Source organism: Paenibacillus amylolyticus (genome assembly GCF_050990605.1).
In the GTDB taxonomy this organism is placed as follows: Bacteria; Bacillota; Bacilli; order Paenibacillales; family Paenibacillaceae; genus Paenibacillus; species Paenibacillus amylolyticus_H.
In genome coordinates this window covers 5,700,735-5,727,199 of record NZ_CP158832.1, presented here as the reverse complement: position 1 = coordinate 5,727,199, position 26,465 = coordinate 5,700,735, and the positions used below count along the sequence as shown (strand labels likewise).

Below are 26,465 nucleotides of genomic sequence, written 5' to 3'. Positions count from 1 at the left end.
CATGGAAAATAGGTGAGCAAAGGTGATTCCTTTTTTAGATCTTAAAAAAATTAATCTGCGCCATGAACAGGCTATTTTGGACGGAGTACATAAAGTCCTTCATTCAGGTTGGTACGTCTTGGGTAATAGCGTAAAAGTTTTTGAAAATGAATTTGCTGCATATTGTGGTACACACTATTGTGTGGGTGTTGCCAATGGCTTGGATGCTCTTGAACTTATTATTCATGCTTACAACATTGGACCAGGTGATGAGGTTATCGTGCCTTCTAATACCTACATCGCTTCGATATTGTCGATTTCTGCCAACGGTGCTACTCCCATTTTAGTGGAGCCTGACTTGCTATCATACAATCTGGATCCTTCTAAAATAGAAAAACATATCACTCCGAATACAAAAGCAATTTTAGTAGTTCATTTGTATGGACAATCCTGTGATATGAATCCTATTCGAGAAATTGCAAATCGTTATGATTTGAAGATTATAGAAGACTGCGCCCAGGCACACGGAGCAATGTATGGAGATCAAAGGGTTGGAAATCTTGGAGATGCAGCTGCCTTCAGTTTTTATCCAGGCAAAAATTTGGGCGCGCTTGGGGATGGCGGAGCAGTCACAACAAATGATGAGACTTTGTTTAATAAACTATGCGCTCTTCGAAATTATGGTTCTCATAAAAAGTATGAAAATTTATATAAGGGATACAACAGTAGACTGGATGAGATTCAAGCTCCCATCTTGAGTGAAAAATTAAAGTGGCTTGATCATGATAATGAACGTAGGAGAGAAATTTCTTTATATTACCTAAATAATATTACTAACTCAAGCGTTGCTCTACCTAATGTACAGTCTGGTCCTGAATCTCATGTGTGGCATCTTTTTGTAATTCGCGTAGAACATCGGAATCACTTTATAGAATACATGAACAGGAATAACGTACAGACTATGATTCATTATCCGATTCCTCCTCATAAGCAGGAAGCCTATAAGGAATGGAATGATCTTGTATTTCCTATATCTGAGAAAATACATGCTGAAGTGGTTAGTCTTCCCATCAGTCCAGTTATGGAAATAGAGGATATCAAGAGAGTTGTGGAGGTTGTAAATGAGTACAGAACGAATTAAATTCTCTATTGTTGTGCCCATTTACTACAATGAGTTAAATATTCCCCTCACTATACCGCGACTGCAAAAACTGCAAAATCTTATGCCTGAGTGTGATTTAGAATTTGTTTTTGTTGATGATGGGTCAAAAGATAAATCTTTGGAGTTACTGCTTGAAGCGAGGAATCAAGATTCAAGAATTAAAGTGATAAAACTTAGTCGTAACTTTGGCTCCATGTCCGCTATTCAAGCCGGACTAAAATATACAACTGGAGAATGTGTTGGGGTTATTGCGGCTGATTTGCAAGATCCACCTGAGATGTTTAGAGAGATGCTGGATTACTGGAAAACGGGTAAAAAGATTGTGCTTGGAACTAGAGCGGATCGGGAAGAATCGTTTTCCCAGAAGTTATTTTCAAATACGTACTATTACTTTCTGGAGAAACTTGCCTTAAAGGATTATCCGAAAGGTGGATTTGATTTTTTATTAATTGATCGGCAGGTTGTTCAGGAAATTCTTCACATTGAAGAGAAAAACACAAATGTGATGAGCCTGATTTTCTGGCTGGGGCATGATCAAGCTCAAATTCCCTATATTAGACAAGAGCGGAAATTAGGTAAATCAAGATGGACGCTTGCGAAAAAAGTGAAGTTATTTGTAGACTCATTTGTAAGCTTTTCATATGCGCCTATCCGCTTTATGTCCATGATAGGATTTTCTACGGCCATACTTAGCATATTATATGGTGTTTTTGTAGTAATAAGTACGTTTTTTGGAATCATTGAATTACAAGGATGGACCACAATTATTGCATTAATCACTTTTTTGCTAGGTATCATAATGGTAATGCTGGGGATTATTGGAGAATATCTTTGGAGGATTCTGGATGAGAGCAGGAAACGGCCTTCCTATGTTATTGACGAAACATTTGAATAAGGAATTTCTGAAATTTGTGATCAGTGGAGGAATAAATACGTTGGTCACATACCTGATGTATTTACTTTTGCTTCTGTTCTTTAATTATTCCTTATCTTACTCCGTATCTTATGTAATAGGCATATTTCTATCCTATTATCTGAACTCGGTATTTGTTTTTAAAGAAAAAGTATCATTTATTAAATTCCTTAAATTCCCAATTGTTTATTTGGTACAATACCTAGTCAATTTACTGCTTCTCTATATTTTAGTTGAGTACTTACAATTATATGTTCAAATCGTGCCTTTAGTTGCCATGATAATTACAGTTCCGATCACCTTTCTCTTAACCAAAACGATTATAAAAAGCAAATAATGGAGGCTATACTTATGAAAGGTATAATTCTAGCAGGAGGTACAGGCTCACGTTTGTATCCCTTGACTAAAGTTACCAATAAACATCTTCTCCCTGTAGGGAAGTATCCTATGATCTTCCATTCAGTATACAAGCTTAAGCGAGCAGGTATAAAAGATATCCTTATCGTAACAGGGAAAGAACATATGGGAGATGTAGTCAACTTGCTTGGAAGTGGAAGTGACATGGGTGTTACTTTCACATATAAGGTTCAGGACGAGGCGGGTGGGATCGCACAAGCTCTTGATCTTGCTGAACATTTTGTAGGTGACGATCAAATGGTGGTCATTTTGGGGGATAACGTATTTTCTGATGATATTGCCCCCTATGTTGAGAATTTTCGAATTCAAGGGACAGGGGCCAAAATACTAATTCAAAAAGTATCCGATCCCCAACGATTTGGAGTTCCCGAGATCGAAGGTTCAAGTATTATATCTATCGAAGAGAAGCCGCAACAGCCTAAAAGCAATTATGCTGTAACTGGCATATATATGTTTGATAGCCAGGTATTTGACATTATTAAAACATTGAGACCATCGGCACGAGGAGAACTTGAAATAACAGATGTGAACAATGCATATATTCAAAATGGGCAGCTGACTTTTGATATATTGCAAGGCTGGTGGACAGATGCAGGGACTCATGCTTCTCTCGCCAGAGCAAACGAGTTATCTCAAGAGATTCTTTTTGGAGAAGAGTTTGGAAAATTAAAACTATAATAAAGGGGAGCTCAGTGATGAAAGTGACTTCCTTAAAGTTACAGGGGGCTGTTCTGCTCGAACCGGTGGTTCACGGAGATCACCGGGGTTTTTTTATGGAAAGCTATAACGACCAGCTTATGAAGCAGCACGGACTCCATTATCATTTCATTCAGGATAACCAATCTTTGTCTGCGCAGCCTGGCGTATTGCGAGGATTGCATTATCAGCTCAGCCCTAAATCGCAAACGAAGCTGATTCGTGTCATATCCGGTGCAATCTACGATGTGATTGTGGACATTCGCCAAGGGTCGCCAACCTTTGGTCAGTGGGAAGGATTTATCCTGGGTGAGCAGAACCACCGTCAACTATTGGTACCCAAAGGATTTGCCCATGGCTTCTGTACCCTAGTGCCAAACACCCAAGTCTTGTACAAAGTAGACGAATACTATTCCCCGGAGAAGGACCGAGGCATACTATGGAGTGACCCGGCACTTGGAATTGATTGGCCCACATCAAATCCGACCTTATCAGATAAGGACAAAAGGCACCCATTGCTGAAGGACGCAGAAATCAATTTCAATTTCGAAGTGAAGTAATTAGGAGGTTTCAACCATATGAAACTGCTTGTTACCGGCGGTGCCGGATTTATTGGAAGTAACTTTGTCATGTATATGCTCCAACAATACCCAGACTATGAGATCATCAACGTAGATACACTCACATATGCGGGCAATCTGGAGAATTTGAAATCACTTGAAGGCAACAAGCGGCATACTTTCGTCAAAGCAGATATCACTGATGCCAAGGAGATGGACCACCTGATCGGTCAGGGCGTGGATGTGGTGGTTAACTTTGCTGCCGAATCTCATGTGGATCGCAGTATCTTAGAACCGGATGTGTTTGTAAGGACAAACGTAAATGGTACTCAGGTATTACTGGATGCCGCCAAAAAACACAATGTCACCAGGTTTGTCCAAGTTTCAACCGATGAAGTCTACGGTTCTCTCGGACCTACAGGATTGTTCACGGAAGAGACGCCACTTCAGCCCAATAGTCCATACTCTGCCTCCAAGGCTGGAGGAGATTTATTGGTACGTGCTTATCACGAGACCTTTGGTCTTCCTGTAAATATTACGCGCTGTTCCAACAACTACGGACCATTCCAGTTCCCTGAGAAACTCATTCCACTCATGATCTCGCGTGCGTTGAATGATGAAGCTCTTCCTGTCTACGGAGACGGGTTAAACATTCGAGACTGGCTGTACGTTGAGGATCACTGCAGTGCCATCGATCTAGTCATTCACCAGGGACGCAATGGTGAGGTATACAACATTGGTGGCAATAACGAGCGGACTAACGTGCACATCGTGAAAACCATTCTTGAGCAGCTTGGCAAGCCCGAGTCGCTAATCAAATATGTGCAGGATCGCCCTGGTCATGATCGCAGATATGGTATTGACCCGACCAAAACGATGAATGAACTCGGCTGGAAGCCAAAATATAATTTTGAGACAGGAATTAAAGAAACCATCCAGTGGTATCTCGATAACAAAGAATGGTGGACGCGTATTCAGTCTGGTGCCTATCAGGATTACTATGTGAAGCAGTACGGTTCTCGTTTGGGAGACGCCAAGGCATGAAGGTGCTTTTGACTGGAGCCAATGGACAATTGGGACAGGATATGGTGCTTCTTTTGGAAAAAGAGGGGCATGACGTTCTGGCTTGTGATCGCGAACAATTGGATATTACAGACCAGCTTCAATGCAACGATGTTATATCGACTTATCATCCAGAGGTGGTCATTCATTGTGCGGCTTATACTGCGGTGGATGCCGCCGAGACGGATGTAGATGGAGCCTATCTAGTCAACGCCACAGGAACCCGAAATATTGCGGTAGCTGCTGAGCGTATTGGAGCAAAGCTCATTTATATCAGTACGGATTATGTATTTGACGGTACCTCCGATGCGCCTTACCAAGAATATGATAACACGAATCCCCAGAGCGTCTACGGTAAGTCTAAGCGTGCTGGAGAGCTGTTGGTGCAATCCTTATCTTCCCGATGGTTTATTGTCCGCACTTCGTGGGTGTATGGCGTTTACGGAAATAATTTTGTGAAAACCATGTTGAAACTTGGTCAGGAGAAGCCGAAGCTTCAAGTCGTAAACGACCAAAAAGGATCACCCACGTATACGGTTGATCTAGCCTACTTCTTGCATGATTTAATGAGTACTGAAAAATACGGCCTCTACCACGCTTCCAACAGTGGGGCATGTACATGGTACGAATTCACTCAAGCAATTTTTGAGGAGGCTCAGTTATTATCTGGTTTCCACATTCAAGCTGAAGTTTATCCTTGTGGTACAGAGCAGTTTCCTCGTCCTGCCCCGCGCCCGCGAAATTCGGTGCTGGAGCATCTGTCGATTCGAACCAATGGTTTTAATGATCTTAGACCTTGGCGTGAAGGACTACGCGATTTTTTGAAAGAAATACACATAGAGCAGAATTGAGTCATTTAAACCTCCCGCCCAGTAACTTATGAGCGGGAGATTTCGTTTATAATAGAGTAATCTCTACAGGAGAATGTCTAACGTTATCTGATAATGAGGTGCGATGTGAAACAACCCAAGGTATTAATTATGATGTCCACCTACAATGGTGAGCGCTATATCAATGAACAGATGGATAGCCTGATGGCCCAAATAAATGTGGAGACTCAAATCTATATAAGAGACGATGGATCTACAGACAGTACAATAGAGAAGTTGAGACTATATGTTGAAGCATATCCGGATCGGATCCATTTTCGTTCAGAGGACAATCTGGGGGTTATTCGTAGTTTCTTCGAGTTAATGAGGTTTTCTCTACCTACGTTTGACTATTATGCTTTTTGTGATCAGGATGATGTATGGGAACAAGATAAGCTTATTCGAGCAGTTACATTGCTACAGACCAGGAGCGCAGCAATTCCTTTGCTCTATTGTTCTTCAACTCAGATGGTAGATCAGCACTTAAACGCTATTGGTGTATGGCCTAAGGTTCCCCAAAAGTCACTTGAACTACACAATGCATTAGTGGAAAATTCGTGTGTCGGGTGCACGATGGTTATGAATGATATTACATTTAATCAAGTTAGAAGCAACCTCCCTTCTGAATTAAGTAAAGTGATTATGCACGATTGGTGGATTTTTCTGTACGTCACTACTTTCGGGGAGGTGATTTTTGATGAGCAACCCAGTATACAGTATCGGCAGCATGAAGGTAATGTACTTGGTGGGGGGCGTGATGGATGGGTTCAGAAATGGCGCAAGCGTGTGAATCGATTTGTGAACGGGAACAACCATTATGTTTTAAGCAAACAGGCTAAATTATTTCTTGATATGTATAAAGATTCCCTAACCCATGCACAAATTGAAGAAATAAGAAACTTGCTTCACTGCTTAGAAAAAAATGTTATTGATAGAACTTGGTACGCGTTTAAGACACCTTTTTACAGACAGTCTTTTCTGGATAATATTGTTCTGAAATTAGTTATTATTGCAGGTAAACTCTAATAAATGTATGCATTGCTTTCTGCTTCTGCTATTCAAAATATGCTATACTCACGTTAAGTGTATAAAAGCCATGCTAGTATTGGGTTTACATCATAATCTATTTTATTTTCATGATCGTGTTTTTATATAAAGCACCACAAGTCAGGAGTTTTACAAATGACCCAAGTATCAGAAGCCGCCCATCCGGTCGGTTTACAATTAACAGAGGCATCTCAAATGTTCGACACCAGCATCATCATCGTCAACTACAACACCCGTCAGTTGACGCTGGATTGTCTGGACTCTGTCTATGCCTCCAATACCTCTTACAGCTACGAGGTCATCGTCGTGGACAATGCCTCGCGGGATGATTCTGTACAAGCGATCCGAGAGGCATATCCTCAAGTTCATCTTATAGCTAATCAGAACAACACAGGTTTCGCCGTAGCCAATAATCAAGGAATGGAAGTAGCCAAAGGACGCTATATCCTCCTCCTCAATTCTGACACGGTCGTTCAGCCAGACACGCTACATACCATGATCTATTTCATGGATCGTCATCCAGAGATAGGGGCTTCAGGCTGCAAAGTCATTCTGCCGGATGGCTCGTTGGACAAAGCATGCAAGCGTGGATTTCCTACACCATCGGCTTCATTTTATTATGCATTCGGTATTTCTCGTCTTTTCCCAGATCGGCCCAAGTTTAATCAATATCAACTGGGACATTTGAGCCCGGATGATGAATATCCGGTGGACTGTCTTGTCGGTGCGTTCATGCTAGTGCGGCGTGAGACGATTGACCAGGTTGGCGGGTTGGATGAGACGTTCTTTATGTATGGAGAAGATATTGACTGGTGTTATCGCATCAAAGAGGCGGGATGGGGCATTTTTTATTATCCGCGTACATATATTGTGCACTACAAGGGTGGTAGTGCCCGTCGCAAACCTTTGAAAATAACGTATGAGTTTCATAGAGCGATGTGGGTGTTCCACCGCAAACACTACGCGAAGAAGTACAATCTACTCACGAATACGGCAGTGTGTGTGGGCATCTCGCTCAAATTTACTTTGTCCCTGCTGCGCAGCAAATTGTCCCCTCCTTCTCGACAAGGGCAGACTGCAACCCGCATGAGAGCGGAGAATGAGACATCTTCCGAGGTGAACCCATGATTCGGCGTAATCAACGATTTCTAACCCAATTGTATATTGCGGCTGATTTTGGCGTGATTCAGCTTTCATTCTTGCTAGCCTGGTGGCTGAAATTTGAGAGTGACCTGTTAACGAACCAAAATCCACTACCTATAGAGAAATATATGATGTGGAGCTTGGTTTACGCAGTTCTTGCCATCATCACAGGACTGATGTCCTCTCTGTATATAGCCAAGCGAAAAAAACGATTTGTAGACGAACTTTGGAAAATCGTTCAGTCTCATGGCATAGCCTTCTTCATGTTGCTGAGCCTGATGTTCTTTTTCAAAGAAGTAAACATCTCACGTGCATATCTCGCCATGTATATGATAGGCAATGTATCATTCACACTGTTTTATCGCTATATAGTGAAAGTGCAACTGAAACGCTTGCGCAAAAAAGGCTTCAACCGTCAGTTTGTGCTCATCCTTGGTGCTGGATCACTAGGCAAGCGTTTCTATGACAACCTTAGAAATTATCCCGAACTTGGATATGAAGTGACTGGATTCCTGGATGATTATCGTCACTGGGATCAGAGTGAACAGAAAAGATACAAACCCATTCTTGGCCGAATCGATGAACTGGAAGAGTTCTTGTCTACGCATCTTGTTGATGAAGTCATTCTGGCATTACCTCTGGATGCTCATGATAAGTATTCGCATATTATCAATGTGTGTGAGAAGGCAGGAGTACGAACTCTAATCATTCCTGATTTCTTTGACTACTTGCCAGCACGACCGCATTTCGATAACTTTGCGGGTATGCCCATGATTAACGTTCGCGACATTCCACTGGATATTGCGGTGAACCGATTGATGAAGCGGGCATTTGACGTTGTGTTTTCTCTAACCGCAATCGTATTGACTTCTCCAGTTATGCTTGTTGTTGCTCTAGGTGTCCGACTGACATCATCTGGTCCGATCATCTTCAAACAAGAGCGAGTAGGACTTAACCGACGCAACTTCATGATGTTCAAATTCCGCTCGATGAAAGTCATTCCTGAGGGGACAATGGACACAGGGTGGTCCACCAAGAATGATCCGCGACGAACGGCTTTTGGCACTTTTATAAGACGCACAAGTCTAGATGAGTTACCTCAATTTTTCAACGTTTTGCTTGGTCATATGAGTGTAGTTGGCCCTAGGCCAGAACGTCCTTACTACGTGAATCAATTCCGAGATGAAATACCGAAATATATGATCAAACACCATGTCCGCCCAGGAATCACAGGGTTGGCACAGAGCAAGGGATTACGAGGAGATACCTCAATCGAGGATCGAATTGAACAAGATATCTTTTATATTGAAAACTGGTCTTTATTATTCGATATCAAAATCATATGGGAAACCATTCGAAATGGTCTCAAGAATGCATATTAGGATTACCTGAAGGTATTGATTTACAATTTCATCCCACCATTTAACAGCCGCCTCCGGGCGGCTGTTTTGTTTTGCACCTCCTCAATTCGGGTAGTTAGCTATCAAAAAGGTACTGAGGATGTGAATGCCATATGAAACGCATTGCCGCCGTGTTAATACTACTGATCGTCACCGTGGGCACACTCTTTTTCGCCTATGAAAGTGAGAGTGAGGAACAACGGGACGGATTTACCGCTTATAGATTAATCGCCCACGCCATGGGCAGCATTCGTGATCAACCATATACCAACGCCTATGAAGCGATGATCGCCAATTACGAGAAAGGCACACGTGTTTTTGAGATCGACTTTATGCTGACATCGGATCGCAAAGCCGTAGCCAGACATGAGTGGACCGCTAATATGAGTAAAATGCTAGGACAGGACCAAGAGCTTCCCGAGGAAAAACAGGCCGGAGCGTTGACACATGATGAATTCATGGATACGCCAATCTTGGGCATGTACCAACCCATGGATGCCGATGGCATTATAGATGTACTGGCTCAGTACCCGGATATGTATATCGTAACCGACACCAAGGAACAGAAGGATGAGGATATACAGCAGGTGTTAAGATCCCTCGTGGATGCAGCCAAAGAACATGATCCATCCGTGCTGGATCGAGTGGTTGTACAGATCTATAACGAACCGATGCTTGAAACGGTGAAAGAAGTCTATGCATTCCCTTCCATTATCTATACGTTATATGCCACACAGGATACAGAAGATCAGGTTGTTGATTTTGTACAAAAAAATGATATTGATGCCGTGACTATGCCGGAATATAAAGTAAACCAGAATTTCGTCGCCAAGCTGAATAGTGCAGGCTCAGTCACCTACGTGCATACTATCAATGACACTGAACAGGTGGCTAACTATGAGAAATGGGGCGTGTACGGGGTGTACTCGGACGTGCTGACGGAGCAGAAGTTGGATGAGATGAATACACGTTTTGCCTGGAAACCGTAAAAATTCATGTTTTTCTGTTCCCCTTTTTATACGAACATTGACACTCACTGTCTGCTGACTTAGACTTAGTTTACAAGCTTTCTAGGATGCAGAAGAACCTCTGGAGGAATGTTCGTTGATAGACATGATTAAGCAGTGGAGACATGTATTTAAGCTTGACCCGGACAGGGAGATTACGGACGAAGAACTTGATCTGGTCTGCATGTCGGGGACCGATGCGATTATCGTCGGCGGATCTTCCGGAATTACTTATGATAATACGGTAGACCTGATGTCCCGTGTGCGTCGTTATGAGTTGCCATGTGTGCTTGAAGTATCTGATCTGGAGGCTGTTGTTCCCGGCTTTGATGGATATTTGATCCCTATGGTCCTGAATGCAACGGACAGCAAATGGATGATTGGGCACCACCAGCAAGCCATAGAGCGTTATGGTTATCTTATCCCTTGGGATCTGCTGATTGCCGAGGGTTATATTGTGCTTAATGCAAACTCCACGGTAGCGCGGTTGACTGGTGCAGATACGGATCTGACGACAGGAGCTGCCGTGGCATATGCCCAGGCAGCGGAGCGTCTGCTCAATCTTCCAATCGTATACATGGAGTACAGTGGAACGTTCGGAGATATGGAGCTTGTTGGTGAGACACACAGACAATTGGAGCGGGCACACCTTATCTACGGCGGTGGAATTGATGATCCGGAGAAAGCCTCGCAAGCTGCCCAGGTGGCAGATACCATCGTGGTAGGCAACATTGTGTACAGCGATTTGAATAAGGCACTTGAGACGGTGTTGGCTGTAAAAGGTACCATTTAATCGGTTTAGTTTACCATTCCCCCATTTTCCCCTTATGATCTGTTAAAATAGAACTTTGCCCTTACCGATTAACGATTCGTACACAGGCTATTTTTACACGGAAACGGAGAGTGCAGAAGCAATCTGAAGAAACGAAGTGTTCTCTCTTGTATTTTTACTACCTTTAAATATAAGCTAAACTATTTTTTACACGATAACGTAGAGGACAGAAATAAGCTGGAGAAGCGGAGCGTTCGCCTTTATTACCGGATTTTTACCTTTGAAAAAGTAGATCGAAAAATCCGGGAATAACAGCGATCGGAAGATTATTCTGTCATCGGAGTGGCGAGTGTAACCTATTAATTTTGCTTTATAGACCACCAACGAAAGGAGCATGCATGCATGCAACCTGTAAATATACATGATGCCGTTGCACGACTTAACACCCCTCAACGGCAAGCCGTCGAGGCAACGGATGGCCCGCTGCTGATTATGGCCGGAGCGGGCTCCGGCAAAACCCGGGTGCTGACACACCGGATTGCCTACCTTATTGCAACACGGAAAGCACCCCCGTGGGGCATTTTAGCGATTACCTTTACGAATAAAGCCGCTCGTGAGATGCAGGACCGGGTTTCCCAACTCGTAGGTGGCTCCCAGGGCCGCGACATTTGGGTATCCACATTCCACTCCATGTGTGTGCGTATTTTGCGCCGAGATATTGAACGTATCGGTTTTACTTCCAACTTCAGTATTTTGGATTCATCCGACCAATTGTCTGTTATTCGCAGCTGTATGAAAGACCAGAATATCGATACGAAGAAATTCGAACCCAAAGCAGTTCAATCGATGATGAGCACGGCCAAGAATGAACTGATCAGTCCGGAGCAATATGAGAAGCAGGCAGGAGACTATTTCGAGGGTATTGTAGCGAAGATATATAAGATGTACCAGAAACGGTTAAGAGCCAACAATTCACTGGATTTCGACGATCTTATTATGCAGACTATTCAACTGTTCAAAGAAGTGCCGGAAGTCCTCGACTTTTACCAAAAGAAATTCCAGTACATTCACGTGGACGAGTATCAGGATACGAACCGTGCACAGTACATGCTGTGCCGAATGCTTGCTGACAGCCACCACCGCATCTGCGTTGTAGGGGATAGTGACCAATCAATCTATCGCTGGCGCGGGGCGGATATCAGCAATATCCTGAATTTTGAGAAAGACTACCCGGAAGCAAATACCATTTTGCTGGAGCAGAACTACCGTTCTACTTCCAATATCCTGAATGCAGCGAATGAAGTGATCGGCCTGAATACGGGGCGTAAACCGAAGAAACTGTGGACAGACAAAGAGGGTGGTTCGAAGATCAAGGTATACCGTGCGGATTCCGAACATGATGAAGGGTATTTTGTTACTTCCGAGATTAGTAAAAATGTGAAGAACGGCAAATCCTATCAGAACCATGCCATTTTGTACCGTACCAATGCCCAGTCCCGGGTTATAGAGGAAATTCTGATCAAGTCTGATATTCCGTATCAGATTGTCGGCGGCATCAAGTTCTATGATCGTAAAGAGATCAAGGACATTCTGGCGTATCTGCGCCTGTTATCCAACCCTGACGATGATATCAGTCTCACCCGGATCATTAATGTACCGAAGCGTAGCATCGGGGATACAACGGTAGCGAAGCTGGCGGCTGCGGCAGGAGAGCGTGGAATTTCCATTTTCCGAGTACTGCAGGTCGTGGATGATCTTGGTTTTGCTGGCCGTACGCGTAATGCGCTCGTGGAGTTCTATGACATGATCGCTGCGTTGCATCAGATGGTAGAATATCTGTCTGTAACTGAATTAACCGAGAAGATTCTGGAGATGAGCCAATATCGTCTTGAGATGCAAAATGAAAACACACTCGAATCTCGTGCACGGCTCGAGAACATCGATGAGTTCCTGTCCGTTACCATGGAATTTGAGAAAAATAATGAAGACAAAACGCTCGTATCGTTCCTCACCGATCTTGCATTGATTGCTGACATCGACAGCATGAACGATGATGAAGAGGATCAGAGCGACGCTGTTACCCTGATGACCATGCACAGTGCCAAAGGTCTGGAGTTCCCGGTTGTCTTTATCGTGGGTATGGAGGAAGGAGTTTTCCCGCACAGCCGTGCCTTTATGGATAATGAAGAGCTGGAGGAAGAACGCCGACTTGCTTATGTGGGGATTACTCGTGCAGAAGAGCAACTTTTCCTGTCGTGTGCCCAGATGCGTACCTTGTTTGGTCGTACCACAGCGAATCCACCTTCCCGCTTCCTGGACGAAATTCCGGATGAGCTGAAGGAAGACACTTCCATGGCTCGTGATCGTTACCGTCGTGGCAGTAGCGGAGGCGGCTCATATGGTGGACGTGGACTAGGTTCCAGTGGGGGAAGTAACTTCGGTGGTGGTACCAAGCTCTTTGATCACCAAAGCAAGAGCGGGTCATCTGCTACCTCATCCACGCCAACTTCGCGTGTGACCACAAGTACCTCACGTCCAACATACTCTACGCCATCTTCTGCTTCCAAGCCAGTAGCTTCTAATGGTGAAGCAGGATTCAAGGCAGGAGATAAAGTGCAGCATGGCAAGTGGGGGACAGGCACGATTGTTGCAGTTAAAGGGACAGGGAATGATACTGAACTGCAAATTGCCTTCCCTGCTCCGGTTGGCGTGAAACGTTTGCTTGCCGGTTTTGCCCCGATTACCAAAGTAGAATAAGAACGAAACTTCCTTTTGCACGATTACCGAGAGAACAGAAATAACTTTTCTAAGGAAAACTGCTTCTTAAGCATCTTCATCGTTTTTGTCACGTCATTTCTAAGCTTGACTGATATGATTAGAAATCTGTATAAATTCAATGTAACATCGGCACGGTAACGGAGAGAACAGAAATAACTTGAAGAAGCTAAGCGTTCGCCTTTATCCCCTGATTTCTACCTTTTAACATGAATTAAAATAAATCAGGGGATAACAGCGATCGGAAAGTTGTTCTGTTATCGGAGTGTCAGTGTGGATAATCATTAATTGAAATTATATAGTGATATCAGTGATTGAAAAGTTATTCTGTTATCGTCGTTCAAGTGCAATAGGAGTGTTCGTTCTACATAGATCAAATTAACGGAGGGATGGCCCTGTATGGACCCAATGCACCGGATGGAGCAACTCGTTACCGAGCTGAACCAGCATAATTATCAGTACTACACGATGGATCAGCCACAGATTAGCGATAAGGAGTATGATCTTCTGTACGATGAACTGGTTACGCTGGAACAGGAAAGCGGCATGGTTCTGCCTGATTCTCCAACCCAGCGTGTGGGCGGCGAATTGCTCAAGGGGTTTACGCCACATCGCCACTTATCCTCATTATGGAGTCTGGACAAAGCACAGAATATTGAGCAGCTGCGTAGCTGGAATACCCGTGTACTGAAACTGATTAATGACTATAACAGTAAAAATCCCGATACGCCTTTACCGGAACCAGGATATGTCATTGAGTTGAAGTTTGACGGATTGACGCTGAACTTGACGTACACCAACGGTGAGTTGGTGCAAGCCTCTACACGAGGGAACGGTACCGTAGGCGAAGGGATTTTGGCACAGGTGAAAACGATCCGATCCGTTCCACTCAAAATTCCATACACAACTGGTACGATTGAAGTACAGGGTGAAGGTATCATGAACTTGTCTGTCCTGGATCGATACAATGAGACCGCGGCAGAACCGCTCAAAAATGCGCGGAATGCAGCAGCGGGAGCACTGCGTAACCTTAATCCAAAGGCGACGGCTGAGCGTCGGCTGAATGCTTATTTTTATAACGTAGGTTATTCGGATGACATTCAGTTTACCAATCATCAGCAGATGATGGACTTCCTGCGTGAGAACCGCTTCAAAGTTAATCCATCGATTACTTATTTCCATGAGTTTGATGATGTGATGGAACAATTGGCTGCGATACAGGAGAACCGGGGTCAACTGGACTATCTGATCGATGGAGCTGTTATCAAAATTACGGACATGCGCACACGCGAGGTGCTAGGGTATACCGATAAGTTCCCTCGCTGGGCGGTAGCATATAAATTCGAGGCAGAAGAGACCACGACGGTTCTGAATGCTGTGGTATGGAATGTGGGTCGTACTGGCAAAGTAACTCCGCTGGCACGCGTAGAACCCGTTGAACTGGCCGGGGTAACGGTACAGAACTGTACGCTGAATAATGTCGGCGACATTGAGCGCAAAAATCTGAAGTTCGCTCTGGGTACACGGGTCTTTATCCGTCGCTCCAACGACGTCATTCCTGAAATTCTGGGCAAAGTGACGGAGGAGAGTGATGGTGAGGAGATCGTCTTTCCTGAGCAGTGTCCGGCATGCGGATTCCCGCTGGAGCAACGTGGAGCACACCTGTTCTGTAACAACAGACTGGCATGCAAACCGCAGACGGTGGCACGTATTTCCCATTTTGCTTCCCGTGATGCCATGGACATCGAGACGTTCAGTGAGAAAACAGCGATTCAGCTGTATGATGAATTGAACGTACGTGAGCCTGCCGACCTGTATACGTTACAGTTTGATGATCTGGTAAAGCTGGAGCGGTTTGGGGAAAAGAAAGCGAACAACCTTATCGCTGCGCTGGAGCACAGTAAGGATCGAGATCTGGCTTCGTTCCTATACTCACTGGGTATTCCGAACACAGGTAAATCCACCACGCGTATGCTTGCGGATCATTACCGAGATCTGCACGCCATTATGAATGCAACCGTAGAAGAATTGGTTGAACTACCTGACGTCGGTGGCATTGTGGCGGAGAGTATTGTAACTTTCTTTGCAGATCCGTTTACTCAGGCTGCAATTGAGAAAATGCTCAACTTGGGTGTGAAAGCTCAGGCACCTGAGGCATCAGAAGTTGTGGTTGTGGAAGATTCCTTCTTCAGTGGCAAAACCGTCGTCCTGACCGGAACGCTGCACCAACTGACGCGGGAAGAGGCAACGCAAAGACTGGAAGCGCTCGGAGCGAAGGTGACAGGCAGTGTGTCGAAAAAGACAGATCTGGTGATTGCCGGAGAGAAGGCAGGTAGCAAGTTGACCAAAGCTCATGATCTCGGTATTCCAACGATTGAGGATGAGGACGAACTTGTACGTCTTTTGAACCCATAGGGTTAGAGGATAAGTGTACAAAAGAGTTCATATTAGAAAGCCCCCGAAGACACGGATACGTGATCGGGGGCTTTTGCTGTTTATTGAATGATTAATACAACAAAGGAGCACTCACCAGTCTTAACTGATCATGATCCACTTATATTGTTAGGGATGCGCTGAGATGCGCCTGTAAGCCATGCATCCTTATCATATCCTCGTTCTTCCCAGTAACCGATATGTTCGCTGTCGATGAGTTCAATGCGATTCAACCATTTTACCGATTTATAGGCATACATCTGAGGAATGACGAGCCTTACAGGACCACCAAGATCAGCCGGGATGGGTTTGCCATCATGCATGACAGCGACCATGATATCCTCCATTTGTGCTTGATCCATCGTAATGGCATCTGTATACACACCATCACCGGAATAAAACTTCACACTATGAGCTTCTGGTTTGACCCCGGCTTGCTTCAAAAGCTGTGCAAGTGAAATGCCTTCCCAGGTATTCTTATATACAGACCATCCCGTTACACAGTGGAAATCACTAACCTGTACGGTGCGCGCGAGCTTCACGAACTGTTCCCAATTCCAAACCTGTGCTCGTTCAACCAGTCCGTCAATTCGGAAAGACCAGCTAGCATTGGAAAAGGACGGTATGGGCGTAACCGTATATACGCGGAAATGACCTTCAGCTCCGCCGCCAATGGGAGGAGAGGAAGCCGTCAGCGGTTGTGGCAAAGGAACCATACGGTTAGGGTCGTTTTCCAGCATACTATCAATACTGTTATCAATCTTGAGATTTCGTCCTACCCAGGATATAAATGTAGGTCCCAGCGTGACGGCGAGCCCAACACCTACAGCAGAACGGATGAAAGCTCGGCGTGTATACACAGGTTCAGGTCGCTCAGGCTGCTTGAGGGAATCTCTGTCGGATCTGCGATCAATATGGGAAGAAGATATAGCAACCGGAGTTTCATTTTCATCCGATATTGAATCAGATGGCTGAGCTGCATTTTGAGTTTGTGTTGAAGTTGTGGTGGTTTTAACCGCACGACGTGCAGGGTCCTTTAACCATTTGGTCCGAGTTATGGAGTGATAGATGATATAAGGTAAGCCCACCCAAGTCAGCAGGTCATGGATCAAAAGCGCAGCATTCGACCATCGAGGTCCAGCTAGCTTGAACTGCCATAATACAATACCCGAGAGTAACCATCCGACCAGCAGCGCAAGAACAAAGATGGTATTCACCCTTTGCCAAGGTCTATTACGAAGCTGCTTCCAGTGCTTTCCGGCCAAAATCAAGTAATATACCACGGGTGCCAGCATAGCTAGCCCCACGACGATATGTAGCCATTTTAACCAGACACGACCAATTCCGAGTATCTCTCGCCAAAAGCCGCCTACCAGCATAAGACCTGATATAGCAAGAATCACAACAATCCAGGCATTCCAAGCATGGATGGAAACCAACTTTTTGCCGTATCCTTTACGTACATTCTTTAACCATTGTTTCAAGTACGATCACCCCACATAAGTTGGTAATGAGTTTATTCAGAACTTTGATATGTAATAGCCAGTTGTGAATGGAGTGCGTGTTATCTGAGTATCGATTTAGGCAGGCGTAATGGTTAAACAATAGTTGATAGACTACTTATAAAAGTAGAACACTTGATTACTTAGCCTTATCCCTATATCTATATACCTTATTATAGAGTTTTTGGATCACTTTCTTCAAACCAACAGGAGGGCAAGGGTGTTATACCGATCGGGGCTCTAGCTAATCTTTATTTAGATCCTTATTATTTATGGTTATAGAAGTATACAATGTATATAGAAATGATCGTTTCATTGATATAGCGAAGCCTTTATAAGGTTTCCATCTTTGTTTCAGATATTGTGTTAATGTGTCGTATATAGGTTGAAGGCAAGGTACTGTTGATGAAGACTTATATGATATCAAATGGTTGATTAAAAATGCTTGCTAAATAAATCATGACATGTTATATTATTTCTTGTCGCTTCAAACGAATGATTGTCATAATCACTTGAAAGGTGACAAAAACAAACTGTTGACAGTAAGTTAGTTAACATGATATGATATTATTCCTGTCCGGTTGACAAACATCAACAAAAACGGACATGCAAGTTCCTTGAAAACTGAACAAATGGATAGTAACTTTTGATTCACAATGAATCGTCAGATTCAAAATGAGCTTATCGCTCTTTTCAATACTTTATTGGAGAGTTTGATCCTGGCTCAGGACGAACGCTGGCGGCATGCCTAATACATGCAAGTCGAGCGGAGTTGATAGGAAGCTTGCTTCCTTGATGCTTAGCGGCGGACGGGTGAGTAACACGTAGGCAACCTGCCCTCAAGTTTGGGACAACTACCGGAAACGGTAGCTAATACCGAATAATTGTTTTCTTCACCTGAAGGGAACTGGAAAGACGGAGCAATCTGTCACTTGGGGATGGGCCTGCGGCGCATTAGCTAGTTGGTGGGGTAACGGCTCACCAAGGCGACGATGCGTAGCCGACCTGAGAGGGTGATCGGCCACACTGGGACTGAGACACGGCCCAGACTCCTACGGGAGGCAGCAGTAGGGAATCTTCCGCAATGGGCGAAAGCCTGACGGAGCAATGCCGCGTGAGTGATGAAGGTTTTCGGATCGTAAAGCTCTGTTGCCAGGGAAGAACGCTTGGGAGAGTAACTGCTCTCAAGGTGACGGTACCTGAGAAGAAAGCCCCGGCTAACTACGTGCCAGCAGCCGCGGTAATACGTAGGGGGCAAGCGTTGTCCGGAATTATTGGGCGTAAAGCGCGCGCAGGCGGTCATTTAAGTCTGGTGTTTAATCCCGGGGCTCAACCCCGGATCGCACTGGAAACTGGGTGACTTGAGTGCAGAAGAGGAGAGTGGAATTCCACGTGTAGCGGTGAAATGCGTAGATATGTGGAGGAACACCAGTGGCGAAGGCGACTCTCTGGGCTGTAACTGACGCTGAGGCGCGAAAGCGTGGGGAGCAAACAGGATTAGATACCCTGGTAGTCCACGCCGTAAACGATGAGTGCTAGGTGTTAGGGGTTTCGATACCCTTGGTGCCGAAGTTAACACATTAAGCACTCCGCCTGGGGAGTACGGTCGCAAGACTGAAACTCAAAGGAATTGACGGGGACCCGCACAAGCAGTGGAGTATGTGGTTTAATTCGAAGCAACGCGAAGAACCTTACCAGGTCTTGACATCCCTCTGACCGATACAGAGATGTATCTTTCCTTCGGGACAGAGGAGACAGGTGGTGCATGGTTGTCGTCAGCTCGTGTCGTGAGATGTTGGGTTAAGTCCCGCAACGAGCGCAACCCTTATATTTAGTTGCCAGCACTTCGGGTGGGCACTCTAGATAGACTGCCGGTGACAAACCGGAGGAAGGTGGGGATGACGTCAAATCATCATGCCCCTTATGACCTGGGCTACACACGTACTACAATGGCCGGTACAACGGGCTGCGAAATCGCGAGATGGAGCCAATCCCAACAAAGCCGGTCTCAGTTCGGATTGCAGGCTGCAACTCGCCTGCATGAAGTCGGAATTGCTAGTAATCGCGGATCAGCATGCCGCGGTGAATACGTTCCCGGGTCTTGTACACACCGCCCGTCACACCACGAGAGTTTATAACACCCGAAGTCGGTGGGGTAACCGCAAGGAGCCAGCCGCCGAAGGTGGGATAGATGATTGGGGTGAAGTCGTAACAAGGTAGCCGTATCGGAAGGTGCGGCTGGATCACCTCCTTTCTATGGAGAATCGTTTCCCGTAGCGGAAACATTCAAATACACAGGTTCTTAGAACCTGCAACAGCAACACAGTTACTTATCCATTTGTTCAGTTTTGATGGAATTTGAGGGGCCATAGCTCAGCTGGGAGAGCGCCTGCCTTGCAAGCAGGAGGTCAGCGGTTCGATCCCGCTTGGCTCCACCAAACAATTTCATCTATTTGGCTTGTTCTTTGAAAACTAGATATCGAAACGAAACAAACGCGAATTAGAACATTCCTTTTTAGCTGAACTTGTGTTAAAACAAGTTTCAATAAAAACGGTAGTTAAATTGCTGTTGCGATGGTATCGGGTGGGAGCGACTTTTGGCTTTGGACGCAGTCCAAAACAAGGGAAGCGAGCGGTCGAAACCGGAGCAATTTGGTTAAGCTACTAAGAGCACACGGAGGATGCCTAGGCGCTAGGAGCCGATGAAGGACGTGGCGAACAACGAAACTGCCTCGGGGAGCTGTAAGCAAGCTTTGATCCGGGGGTGTCCGAATGGGGAAACCCAGCTGGGGTAATTTCCAGTTACACCTAACTGAATACATAGGTTAGTGTGAGGCATACCAGGGGAACTGAAACATCTAAGTACCCTGAGGAAGAGAAAACAATAGTGATTCCGTCAGTAGCGGCGAGCGAACGCGGAGAAGCCCAAACCAGAGAGCTTGCTCTTTGGGGTTGTGGGACGTCTCACATGGAGTTACAAAGGAACCGGTTAAGTGAAGAGGTCTGGAAAGGCCCGCCAAAGAAGGTAAAAGCCCTGTAGTTGAAAGTTGGTTCCCTCCGAGACGGATCCCGAGTAGTGCGGGGCACGTGAAACCCCGTATGAATCCGGCAGGACCATCTGCCAAGGCTAAATACTTCCTAGCGACCGATAGTGAAGCAGTACCGTGAGGGAAAGGTGAAAAGCACCCCGGAAGGGGAGTGAAATAGAACCTGAAACCGTGTGCTTACAAAAAGTCAGAGCCCGTTTTAGGGGTGATGGCGTGCCTTTTGTAGAATGAACCGGCGAGTTACGTTCCCGTGCAAGGTTAAGGTGAAGAGCCGGAGCCGCAGCGAAAGCGAGTCTGAATAGGGCGAGTTAGTACGTGGACGTAGACCCGAAACCGGGTGATCTACCCCTGTCCAGGGTGAAGGTGCGGTAACACGCACTGGAGGCCCGAACCCACGCATGTTGAAAAATGCGGGGATGAGGTGGGGGTAGCGGAGAAATTCCAATCGAACTCGGAGATAGCTGGTTCTCCCCGAAATAGCTTTAGGGCTAGCCTCGGAAAACAGAGTCGTGGAGGTAGAGCACTGATTGGGTGCGGGGCCCGCAAGGGTTACCAAGCTCAGTCAAACTCCGAATGCCATAGACTTACTTCCGGGAGTCAGACAGTGAGTGCTAAGATCCATTGTCAAAAGGGAAACAGCCCAGACCATCAGCTAAGGTCCCCAAGTGTGTGTTAAGTGGGAAAGGATGTGGAGTTGCACAGACAACCAGGATGTTGGCTTAGAAGCAGCCACCATTGAAAGAGTGCGTAATAGCTCACTGGTCGAGTGACTCTGCGCCGAAAATGTAACGGGGCTAAACACACCACCGAAGCTATGGCTTGGATCGACTTCACTGCTTCTTTGAGGCGTGTTGTCCACAAGGACATTTTTGTCTGACAAGAGATTCTATTCTTGGATGACCAAATGCTTCCCAGGGGATAAACACAGGGCTTCGAAGCTGGAGTGAAGTCGATCCAGGGGTAGGGGAGCGTTGTATAAGGGTTGAAGGTGTACCGTAAGGAGCGCTGGACATTATACAAGTGAGAATGCCGGTATGAGTAACGAAAAGATCAGTGAGAATCTGATCCGCCGAAAGCCTAAGGGTTCCTGAGGAAGGCTCGTCCGCTCAGGGTAAGTCGGGACCTAAGGCGAGGCCGAAAGGCGTAGTCGAAGGACAACAGGTCGAAATTCCTGTACCACCGTAAGCCGTTATGAGCAATGGGGGGACGCAGTAGGGTAGTGACGCGGACTGATGGATGTCCGTCTAAGCAGTGAGGCTGATGTGTAGGCAAATCCGCACATCATGAAGGCTGAGCTGTGATGGGGAGCGAAAATTATAGTAGCGAAGGTCATGATCTCACACTGCCAAGAAAAGCCTCTAGCCAGGTGAAGGTGCCCGTACCGCAAACCGACACAGGTAGGCGAGAAGAGTATTCTAAGGCGCGCGGAAGAACTCTCGTTAAGGAACTCGGCAAAATGACCCCGTAACTTCGGGAGAAGGGGTGCCCCGGTAGTGTGAATAGCACGAGGGGGCCGCAGTGAAAAGGCCCAAGCGACTGTTTAGCAAAAACACAGGTCTGTGCGAAGCCGTAAGGCGAAGTATACGGGCTGACGCCTGCCCGGTGCTGGAAGGTTAAGGGGAGTGGTTAGGGAGCAATCCCGAAGCTGTGAACCGAAGCCCCAGTAAACGGCGGCCGTAACTATAACGGTCCTAAGGTAGCGAAATTCCTTGTCAGGTAAATTCTGACCCGCACGAATGGCGTAACGACTTGGGCGCTGTCTCAACGAGAGATCCGGTGAAATTTTAATACCTGTGAAGATGCAGGTTACCCGCGACAAGACGGAAAGACCCCATGGAGCTTTACTGCAGCTTGATATTGAATTTGGGTACGATCTGTACAGGATAGGTGGGAGCCTGAGAGACATGAGCGCCAGCTTGTGTGGAGGCAACGTTGGGATACCACCCTGATCGTATCTAGGTTCTAACCTGGTACCGTAATCCGGTGCGGGGACAGTGTCAGGTGGGCAGTTTGACTGGGGCGGTCGCCTCCTAAAGAGTAACGGAGGCGCCCAAAGGTTCCCTCAGAATGGTTGGAAATCATTCGAAGAGTGCAAAGGCATAAGGGAGCTTGACTGCGAGACCTACAAGTCGAGCAGGGACGAAAGTCGGGCTTAGTGATCCGGTGGTACCGCATGGAAGGGCCATCGCTCAACGGATAAAAGCTACCCTGGGGATAACAGGCTTATCTCCCCCAAGAGTCCACATCGACGGGGAGGTTTGGCACCTCGATGTCGGCTCATCGCATCCTGGGGCTGAAGTAGGTCCCAAGGGTTGGGCTGTTCGCCCATTAAAGCGGTACGCGAGCTGGGTTCAGAACGTCGTGAGACAGTTCGGTCCCTATCTGTCGTGGGCGTAGGAAATTTGAGAGGAGCTGTCCTTAGTACGAGAGGACCGGGATGGACGTACCGCTGGTGTACCAGTTGTTCCGCCAGGAGCACCGCTGGGTAGCTATGTACGGACGGGATAAACGCTGAAAGCATCTAAGCGTGAAGCCCCCCTCAAGATGAGATTTCCCAGTATGTAAGACCCCTTGAAGACGACGAGGTAGATAGGCTGGGGGTGGAAGTGCAGCAATGCATGGAGCTGACCAGTACTAATCGGTCGAGGGCTTATCCAATAGCAAGTAATTCGCATGTTTCGTTTCGAATCTAGTTTTCAGAGAACGATCTCTGAGATGTAAGCACCGCGTTTGGTGGCGATGGCGGAGGGGTTCCACACGTACCCATCCCGAACACGACCGTTAAGCCCTCTAGCGCCGATGGTACTTGGACCGCAGGGTCCTGGGAGAGTAGGACGCCGCCAAGCGAAGAACCACTGCCGATGTTATTCGGTGGTGGTTTTTATTTGTTTATTTAAGGGGATGCGAAAGCATCTCTTATTTGACTTTGTAGGAATCCTCTGACACACTCTAAGGGGTACATATATCAGATATCAGGCCATGACCTGGATTGATAATAACTCTAGCGAATGGGGTGTAGGACGACATGGAAATTCAAAAATTGACGGTAGATGATTTTGAGCCTGCGATGGCACTCTCCGAATATGCTTTTCAAGTAGTAATGAGTGATGAACAAAAAGAAAAGCGACGGAGTCAATTTTCGTCACAGGATATATGGGGTGTATATGAGGACGGGCAGCTAGGAGCCAAGCTTCACATTATCCCTTTTCAAACCTATATTCATGGCAGATCGTTCGAGATGGGCGGTATTGCGGGTGTAGCGACCTGGCCAGAATATAGACGCAAAGGCTGGGTAGCGGGTCTGCTGAAGCATGCGTTGGAAGAAATGAATCGTAACAAACAAAGTATATCGTTCTTGCATCCATTTTCATTTGGCTTCTATCGGAAGTATGGATGGGAGACTTATGTTGAATTTAAACGTTATAAAGTGCCTACAGCTCATTTGCCTTCGAAAAAAGCGACACCTGGAACGATTCGGCGTGGGAATCCGGGCCTCAGCATATTAAAGGAAGTTTACAGTGCTTATGCTGAGCGTTATAACGGAACCTTGGTCCGGGATGATGCGAGATGGGAGAACTCCGTTCTTGTTCATGGGACCAGCCAGAAGGCGGTATATTACGATGAGGCTGATGCAGCACAAGGTTATCTTTTATATGAGGTTAAGGAAAATAAATTTACCATTAAAGAGATCATCCATCTTAATGAAGAGGCTAGGCAAGGGCTGTGGACCTTCATTGCTAACCACGATTCCATGATTCAGGAAGTTACTTTGCAGGCGCCTGCCAGTGATACGCTTGCTTTCCAGTTGGATAACCCACGCATTCAGCAGGAGATTGTACCTTATTTTATGGCACGCATCGTTAGTGTAGAGCAGTTTATATCCCAGTATCCATTTGCAAGCCAGGACTCACCGGTGCAGATTGTTCTAGAGGTAGAGGATACCCACGCTCCGTGGAATGAAGGGGTATGGCAATTAAACGTAGCAATGAACGGAACGGCATCCATATGGAAAACTTCGGAGCCAATTACTGGTGATCAGACCATTAAGGTAGATATTCAAGCTCTCACTGCGGTGCTGATGGGATATCGCAGACCAACGGAAATGGCACAAATCGGAAGAATTCACGGACCGAACACAGTAATCCAGGCTTTGGAACAAGCGATTCCTGAACGGGAAACCTATTTACTCGATTTCTTCTGATACCTATTCACCATTGCTCCATTTAACTGGATGAGCCTATATAGAAATACGACGTAATTGAAAGACAAATGGACTTCTCCAGCAATTTCGGAGAGGTTTTTTTGTGTCTGGGGAATATTTCGTGTAAAATCGTAAAAAATGAATAGTGAGCCCACTTGGCAAACCTACAAAATATGCTATAATGTATATAAAGTCAAAGAAAGTCAAAGTCAACTAAAGGTTTGATACTGAAGTAACTTTCTTTCTACAATCTGATGCATGATCGCCAATATACGGGATTCATCTCATCGGAGGATCAAGGGAATATTAAAGGACCTTCGTGCTTCCTTCGCTCTCCTTATGACACCTGTGGAAGCAAGATTCGCTGTTTCCCTGATTGGTTAAATGGGTAGAGAAGGTGTACTCTGTGGGGGCGTGTGGGTCCTTATTGACTTAACGTTTCAGACAGTGGAGGATGATTGGATGCGTAATATCTCTGATATTATCGAACGATATCTGAAGAGTATTTTGCATGAAAGTCCCGAAGGAATGGTTGAAATTCAGCGTAATGATCTGGCAGATCAATTCTCATGTGTACCTTCCCAGATCAATTATGTCATCAGCACACGTTTTACACTCGAGAAGGGATACCTGGTTGAGAGTAAACGTGGCGGTGGTGGTTATGTTCGCATACAGCGCATTGAATTACCGGCCCAATCGGCTCTGCATAACCATTTGCACCATAGTATTGGTGATGAGATTGGGCAGACAGCTGCCGAAGGTCTGATCTATCAACTGGAAGAAGCGCGTTTCTTGAGCAAACGTGAAGCCGGGTTGATGCGAGCTGCTGTATCTAGAGAGGTTATTATGGTCAAACTTCCTTACCGGGATCAAATTCGTGCCAGAATGTTAAAGGCGATGTTAATATCTTTGCTCGGTAAATGAAAACTATCGGGGTCAAAGGAGGTACATCAATATGCTGTGCCAAGAATGCAATAAACGTCCGGCGACACTTCATTTTACGAAGATTGTAAATGGAGAGAAGACGGAATTCCATATTTGTGAGTCATGTGCCCGTGAAAAAGGGGAAATGATCCCTGGAACAGCAGGCGGGTTTTCCATTCACAACTTGTTGTCAGGGCTACTTGATTTTGATCCAGCCGGCAAAAGTGGATCGGCAGGGACACCACCTGCAAAAGCACTTCAGTGTGAAGAGTGCGGTATGACGTACTCACAATTCAGCAAGATAGGCCGTTTTGGCTGCAGTTCATGTTATAAATATTTTGACAGCCGTCTGGATCCTTTGTTCAAGCGGGTTCATGGTAATACGTCCCATGTAGGCAAAGTGCCTGCACGAGCTGGTGGTCGCATCAAGGTGAAACGGCAAATCGCTGATCTGAAGCGTGAGCTCCAGGAGAGCATCGCCCAAGAGGAATTTGAAGAGGCGGCTCAGATCCGTGACCAGATCAGAGGGCTTGAAAAAGGAATAGCTCAGGAGTAA

18 protein-coding genes, 1 tRNA gene and 3 rRNA genes are annotated in these 26,465 nt (G+C 45.9%); 21 read left to right on the top strand and 1 reads right to left on the bottom strand.

The annotated features are described in order from the left end of the window. Window positions 1-22: 22 nt before the first annotated feature. The 14 genes from ABTV53_RS25260 to ligA all read left to right on the top strand — a co-directional run bounded on the left by ABTV53_RS25260 (window position 23) and on the right by ligA (window position 16,217). Window positions 23-1,120, top strand: a complete 1,098-nt coding sequence (locus tag ABTV53_RS25260) for a DegT/DnrJ/EryC1/StrS family aminotransferase (protein WP_433747666.1) — start codon at window positions 23-25, stop codon at window positions 1,118-1,120. Further along, entirely contained in the window at window positions 1,101-2,036 is a 936-nt protein-coding gene (locus ABTV53_RS25255; RefSeq protein WP_433747663.1) for a glycosyltransferase family 2 protein, read from the top strand. The genes ABTV53_RS25260 and ABTV53_RS25255 overlap by 20 nt, the downstream gene beginning before the upstream one ends. Next, window positions 1,987-2,391 (top strand): GtrA family protein, encoded by a 405-nt coding sequence (locus ABTV53_RS25250; protein ID WP_433747661.1) that lies wholly within the window; start codon window positions 1,987-1,989, stop codon window positions 2,389-2,391. The genes ABTV53_RS25255 and ABTV53_RS25250 overlap by 50 nt, the downstream gene beginning before the upstream one ends. A gap of 14 nt (window positions 2,392-2,405) precedes the next feature. Further along, window positions 2,406-3,149 carry a sugar phosphate nucleotidyltransferase gene (locus ABTV53_RS25245; RefSeq protein ID WP_433747658.1) on the top strand — a complete coding sequence of 248 codons (744 nt, stop codon included), beginning with the start codon at window positions 2,406-2,408 and terminating at the stop codon, window positions 3,147-3,149. A 17-nt stretch (window positions 3,150-3,166) separates the two neighbouring features. Continuing rightward, window positions 3,167-3,727: a dTDP-4-dehydrorhamnose 3,5-epimerase gene (rfbC, locus tag ABTV53_RS25240; protein ID WP_433747656.1), complete on the top strand. Its 561-nt coding sequence runs from the start codon at window positions 3,167-3,169 to the stop codon at window positions 3,725-3,727. A gap of 18 nt (window positions 3,728-3,745) precedes the next feature. Then, window positions 3,746-4,771, top strand: a complete 1,026-nt coding sequence (rfbB, locus tag ABTV53_RS25235; protein ID WP_433747654.1) for a dTDP-glucose 4,6-dehydratase — start codon at window positions 3,746-3,748, stop codon at window positions 4,769-4,771. After that, window positions 4,768-5,640 (top strand): dTDP-4-dehydrorhamnose reductase, encoded by an 873-nt coding sequence (gene rfbD, locus ABTV53_RS25230; RefSeq protein ID WP_433747652.1) that lies wholly within the window; start codon window positions 4,768-4,770, stop codon window positions 5,638-5,640. Before rfbB ends, rfbD begins: the two co-directional genes overlap by 4 nt. Before the next feature lie 105 nt (window positions 5,641-5,745). Further along, on the top strand, window positions 5,746-6,684 hold the full coding sequence (locus ABTV53_RS25225) for a glycosyltransferase family 2 protein (protein WP_433747650.1): 939 nt from the start codon (window positions 5,746-5,748) through the stop codon (window positions 6,682-6,684). Between the two features lie 216 nt (window positions 6,685-6,900). Beyond that, complete coding sequence (locus ABTV53_RS25220; RefSeq protein WP_433754342.1) at window positions 6,901-7,833, top strand: glycosyltransferase family 2 protein; 933 nt, start codon at window positions 6,901-6,903, stop codon at window positions 7,831-7,833. After that, a complete protein-coding gene (locus ABTV53_RS25215) occupies window positions 7,830-9,230 on the top strand; it encodes an undecaprenyl-phosphate glucose phosphotransferase (RefSeq protein WP_433747648.1) in 1,401 nt (466 codons plus the stop codon). Before ABTV53_RS25220 ends, ABTV53_RS25215 begins: the two co-directional genes overlap by 4 nt. 131 nt (window positions 9,231-9,361) lie before the next feature. After that, window positions 9,362-10,237 carry a phosphatidylinositol-specific phospholipase C/glycerophosphodiester phosphodiesterase family protein gene (locus tag ABTV53_RS25210; protein WP_433747645.1) on the top strand — a complete coding sequence of 292 codons (876 nt, stop codon included), beginning with the start codon at window positions 9,362-9,364 and terminating at the stop codon, window positions 10,235-10,237. A 115-nt stretch (window positions 10,238-10,352) separates the two neighbouring features. After that, complete coding sequence (locus ABTV53_RS25205; protein WP_340964602.1) at window positions 10,353-11,048, top strand: heptaprenylglyceryl phosphate synthase; 696 nt, start codon at window positions 10,353-10,355, stop codon at window positions 11,046-11,048. Between the two features lie 381 nt (window positions 11,049-11,429). Further along, on the top strand, window positions 11,430-13,784 hold the full coding sequence (pcrA, locus tag ABTV53_RS25200; protein ID WP_124116470.1) for a DNA helicase PcrA: 2,355 nt from the start codon (window positions 11,430-11,432) through the stop codon (window positions 13,782-13,784). 417 nt (window positions 13,785-14,201) lie between these two features. Next, on the top strand, window positions 14,202-16,217 hold the full coding sequence (gene ligA / locus ABTV53_RS25195) for an NAD-dependent DNA ligase LigA (RefSeq protein WP_433747641.1): 2,016 nt from the start codon (window positions 14,202-14,204) through the stop codon (window positions 16,215-16,217). A gap of 128 nt (window positions 16,218-16,345) precedes the next feature. Here the strand turns inward: ligA and ABTV53_RS25190 are convergent, their stop codons facing one another. Then, the gene (locus ABTV53_RS25190) at window positions 16,346-17,719 is read right to left on the bottom strand and encodes a molybdopterin-dependent oxidoreductase (RefSeq protein ID WP_433747638.1); all 1,374 of its coding nucleotides are present in this window, start codon (window positions 17,717-17,719) and stop codon (window positions 16,346-16,348) included. A gap of 719 nt (window positions 17,720-18,438) precedes the next feature. Between ABTV53_RS25190 and ABTV53_RS25185 the strand changes: the two genes are divergently transcribed. The 7 genes from ABTV53_RS25185 to ABTV53_RS25155 all read left to right on the top strand — a co-directional run bounded on the left by ABTV53_RS25185 (window position 18,439) and on the right by ABTV53_RS25155 (window position 26,465). Further along, window positions 18,439-19,991: ribosomal RNA gene (locus ABTV53_RS25185) — 16S ribosomal RNA — on the top strand. A 108-nt stretch (window positions 19,992-20,099) separates the two neighbouring features. Continuing rightward, window positions 20,100-20,175: transfer RNA gene (locus ABTV53_RS25180), tRNA-Ala, on the top strand. A 216-nt stretch (window positions 20,176-20,391) separates the two neighbouring features. Next, window positions 20,392-23,442 (top strand): 23S ribosomal RNA (locus ABTV53_RS25175). 71 nt (window positions 23,443-23,513) lie between these two features. Further along, window positions 23,514-23,630, top strand: a 5S ribosomal RNA gene (rrf, locus tag ABTV53_RS25170). The 16S, 23S and 5S rRNA genes sit together here with 1 tRNA gene alongside, the layout of an rRNA operon. Window positions 23,631-23,809: 179 nt before the next feature. Then, the gene (locus ABTV53_RS25165) at window positions 23,810-24,985 is read left to right on the top strand and encodes a GNAT family N-acetyltransferase (RefSeq protein ID WP_433747635.1); all 1,176 of its coding nucleotides are present in this window, start codon (window positions 23,810-23,812) and stop codon (window positions 24,983-24,985) included. Between the two features lie 462 nt (window positions 24,986-25,447). Continuing rightward, window positions 25,448-25,909 carry a CtsR family transcriptional regulator gene (locus ABTV53_RS25160; RefSeq protein ID WP_215077832.1) on the top strand — a complete coding sequence of 154 codons (462 nt, stop codon included), beginning with the start codon at window positions 25,448-25,450 and terminating at the stop codon, window positions 25,907-25,909. Window positions 25,910-25,940: 31 nt separating this feature from the next. Continuing rightward, window positions 25,941-26,465: a UvrB/UvrC motif-containing protein gene (locus ABTV53_RS25155; protein WP_413407088.1), complete on the top strand. Its 525-nt coding sequence runs from the start codon at window positions 25,941-25,943 to the stop codon at window positions 26,463-26,465.

Excerpts from the sequence above, each read along its gene's own strand:
- ABTV53_RS25250 (WP_433747661.1), top strand. The coding sequence starts at position 1,987 with ATGAGAGCAGGAAACGGCCTTCCTATGTTATTGACGAAACATTTGAAT.
- ABTV53_RS25220 (WP_433754342.1), top strand. The coding sequence starts at position 6,901 with ATGTTCGACACCAGCATCATCATCGTCAACTACAACACCCGTCAGTTG.
- ABTV53_RS25245 (WP_433747658.1), top strand. The coding sequence starts at position 2,406 with ATGAAAGGTATAATTCTAGCAGGAGGTACAGGCTCACGTTTGTATCCC.
- rfbB (WP_433747654.1), top strand. The coding sequence starts at position 3,746 with ATGAAACTGCTTGTTACCGGCGGTGCCGGATTTATTGGAAGTAACTTT.
- ABTV53_RS25215 (WP_433747648.1), top strand. The coding sequence starts at position 7,830 with ATGATTCGGCGTAATCAACGATTTCTAACCCAATTGTATATTGCGGCT.
- rfbD (WP_433747652.1), top strand. The coding sequence starts at position 4,768 with ATGAAGGTGCTTTTGACTGGAGCCAATGGACAATTGGGACAGGATATG.
- ABTV53_RS25210 (WP_433747645.1), top strand. The coding sequence starts at position 9,362 with ATGAAACGCATTGCCGCCGTGTTAATACTACTGATCGTCACCGTGGGC.
- ligA (WP_433747641.1), top strand. The coding sequence starts at position 14,202 with ATGGACCCAATGCACCGGATGGAGCAACTCGTTACCGAGCTGAACCAG.
- ABTV53_RS25255 (WP_433747663.1), top strand. The coding sequence starts at position 1,101 with ATGAGTACAGAACGAATTAAATTCTCTATTGTTGTGCCCATTTACTAC.
- pcrA (WP_124116470.1), top strand. The coding sequence starts at position 11,430 with ATGCAACCTGTAAATATACATGATGCCGTTGCACGACTTAACACCCCT.
- ABTV53_RS25165 (WP_433747635.1), top strand. The coding sequence starts at position 23,810 with ATGGAAATTCAAAAATTGACGGTAGATGATTTTGAGCCTGCGATGGCA.
- ABTV53_RS25155 (WP_413407088.1), top strand. The coding sequence starts at position 25,941 with ATGCTGTGCCAAGAATGCAATAAACGTCCGGCGACACTTCATTTTACG.
- ABTV53_RS25160 (WP_215077832.1), top strand. The coding sequence starts at position 25,448 with ATGCGTAATATCTCTGATATTATCGAACGATATCTGAAGAGTATTTTG.
- rfbC (WP_433747656.1), top strand. The coding sequence starts at position 3,167 with ATGAAAGTGACTTCCTTAAAGTTACAGGGGGCTGTTCTGCTCGAACCG.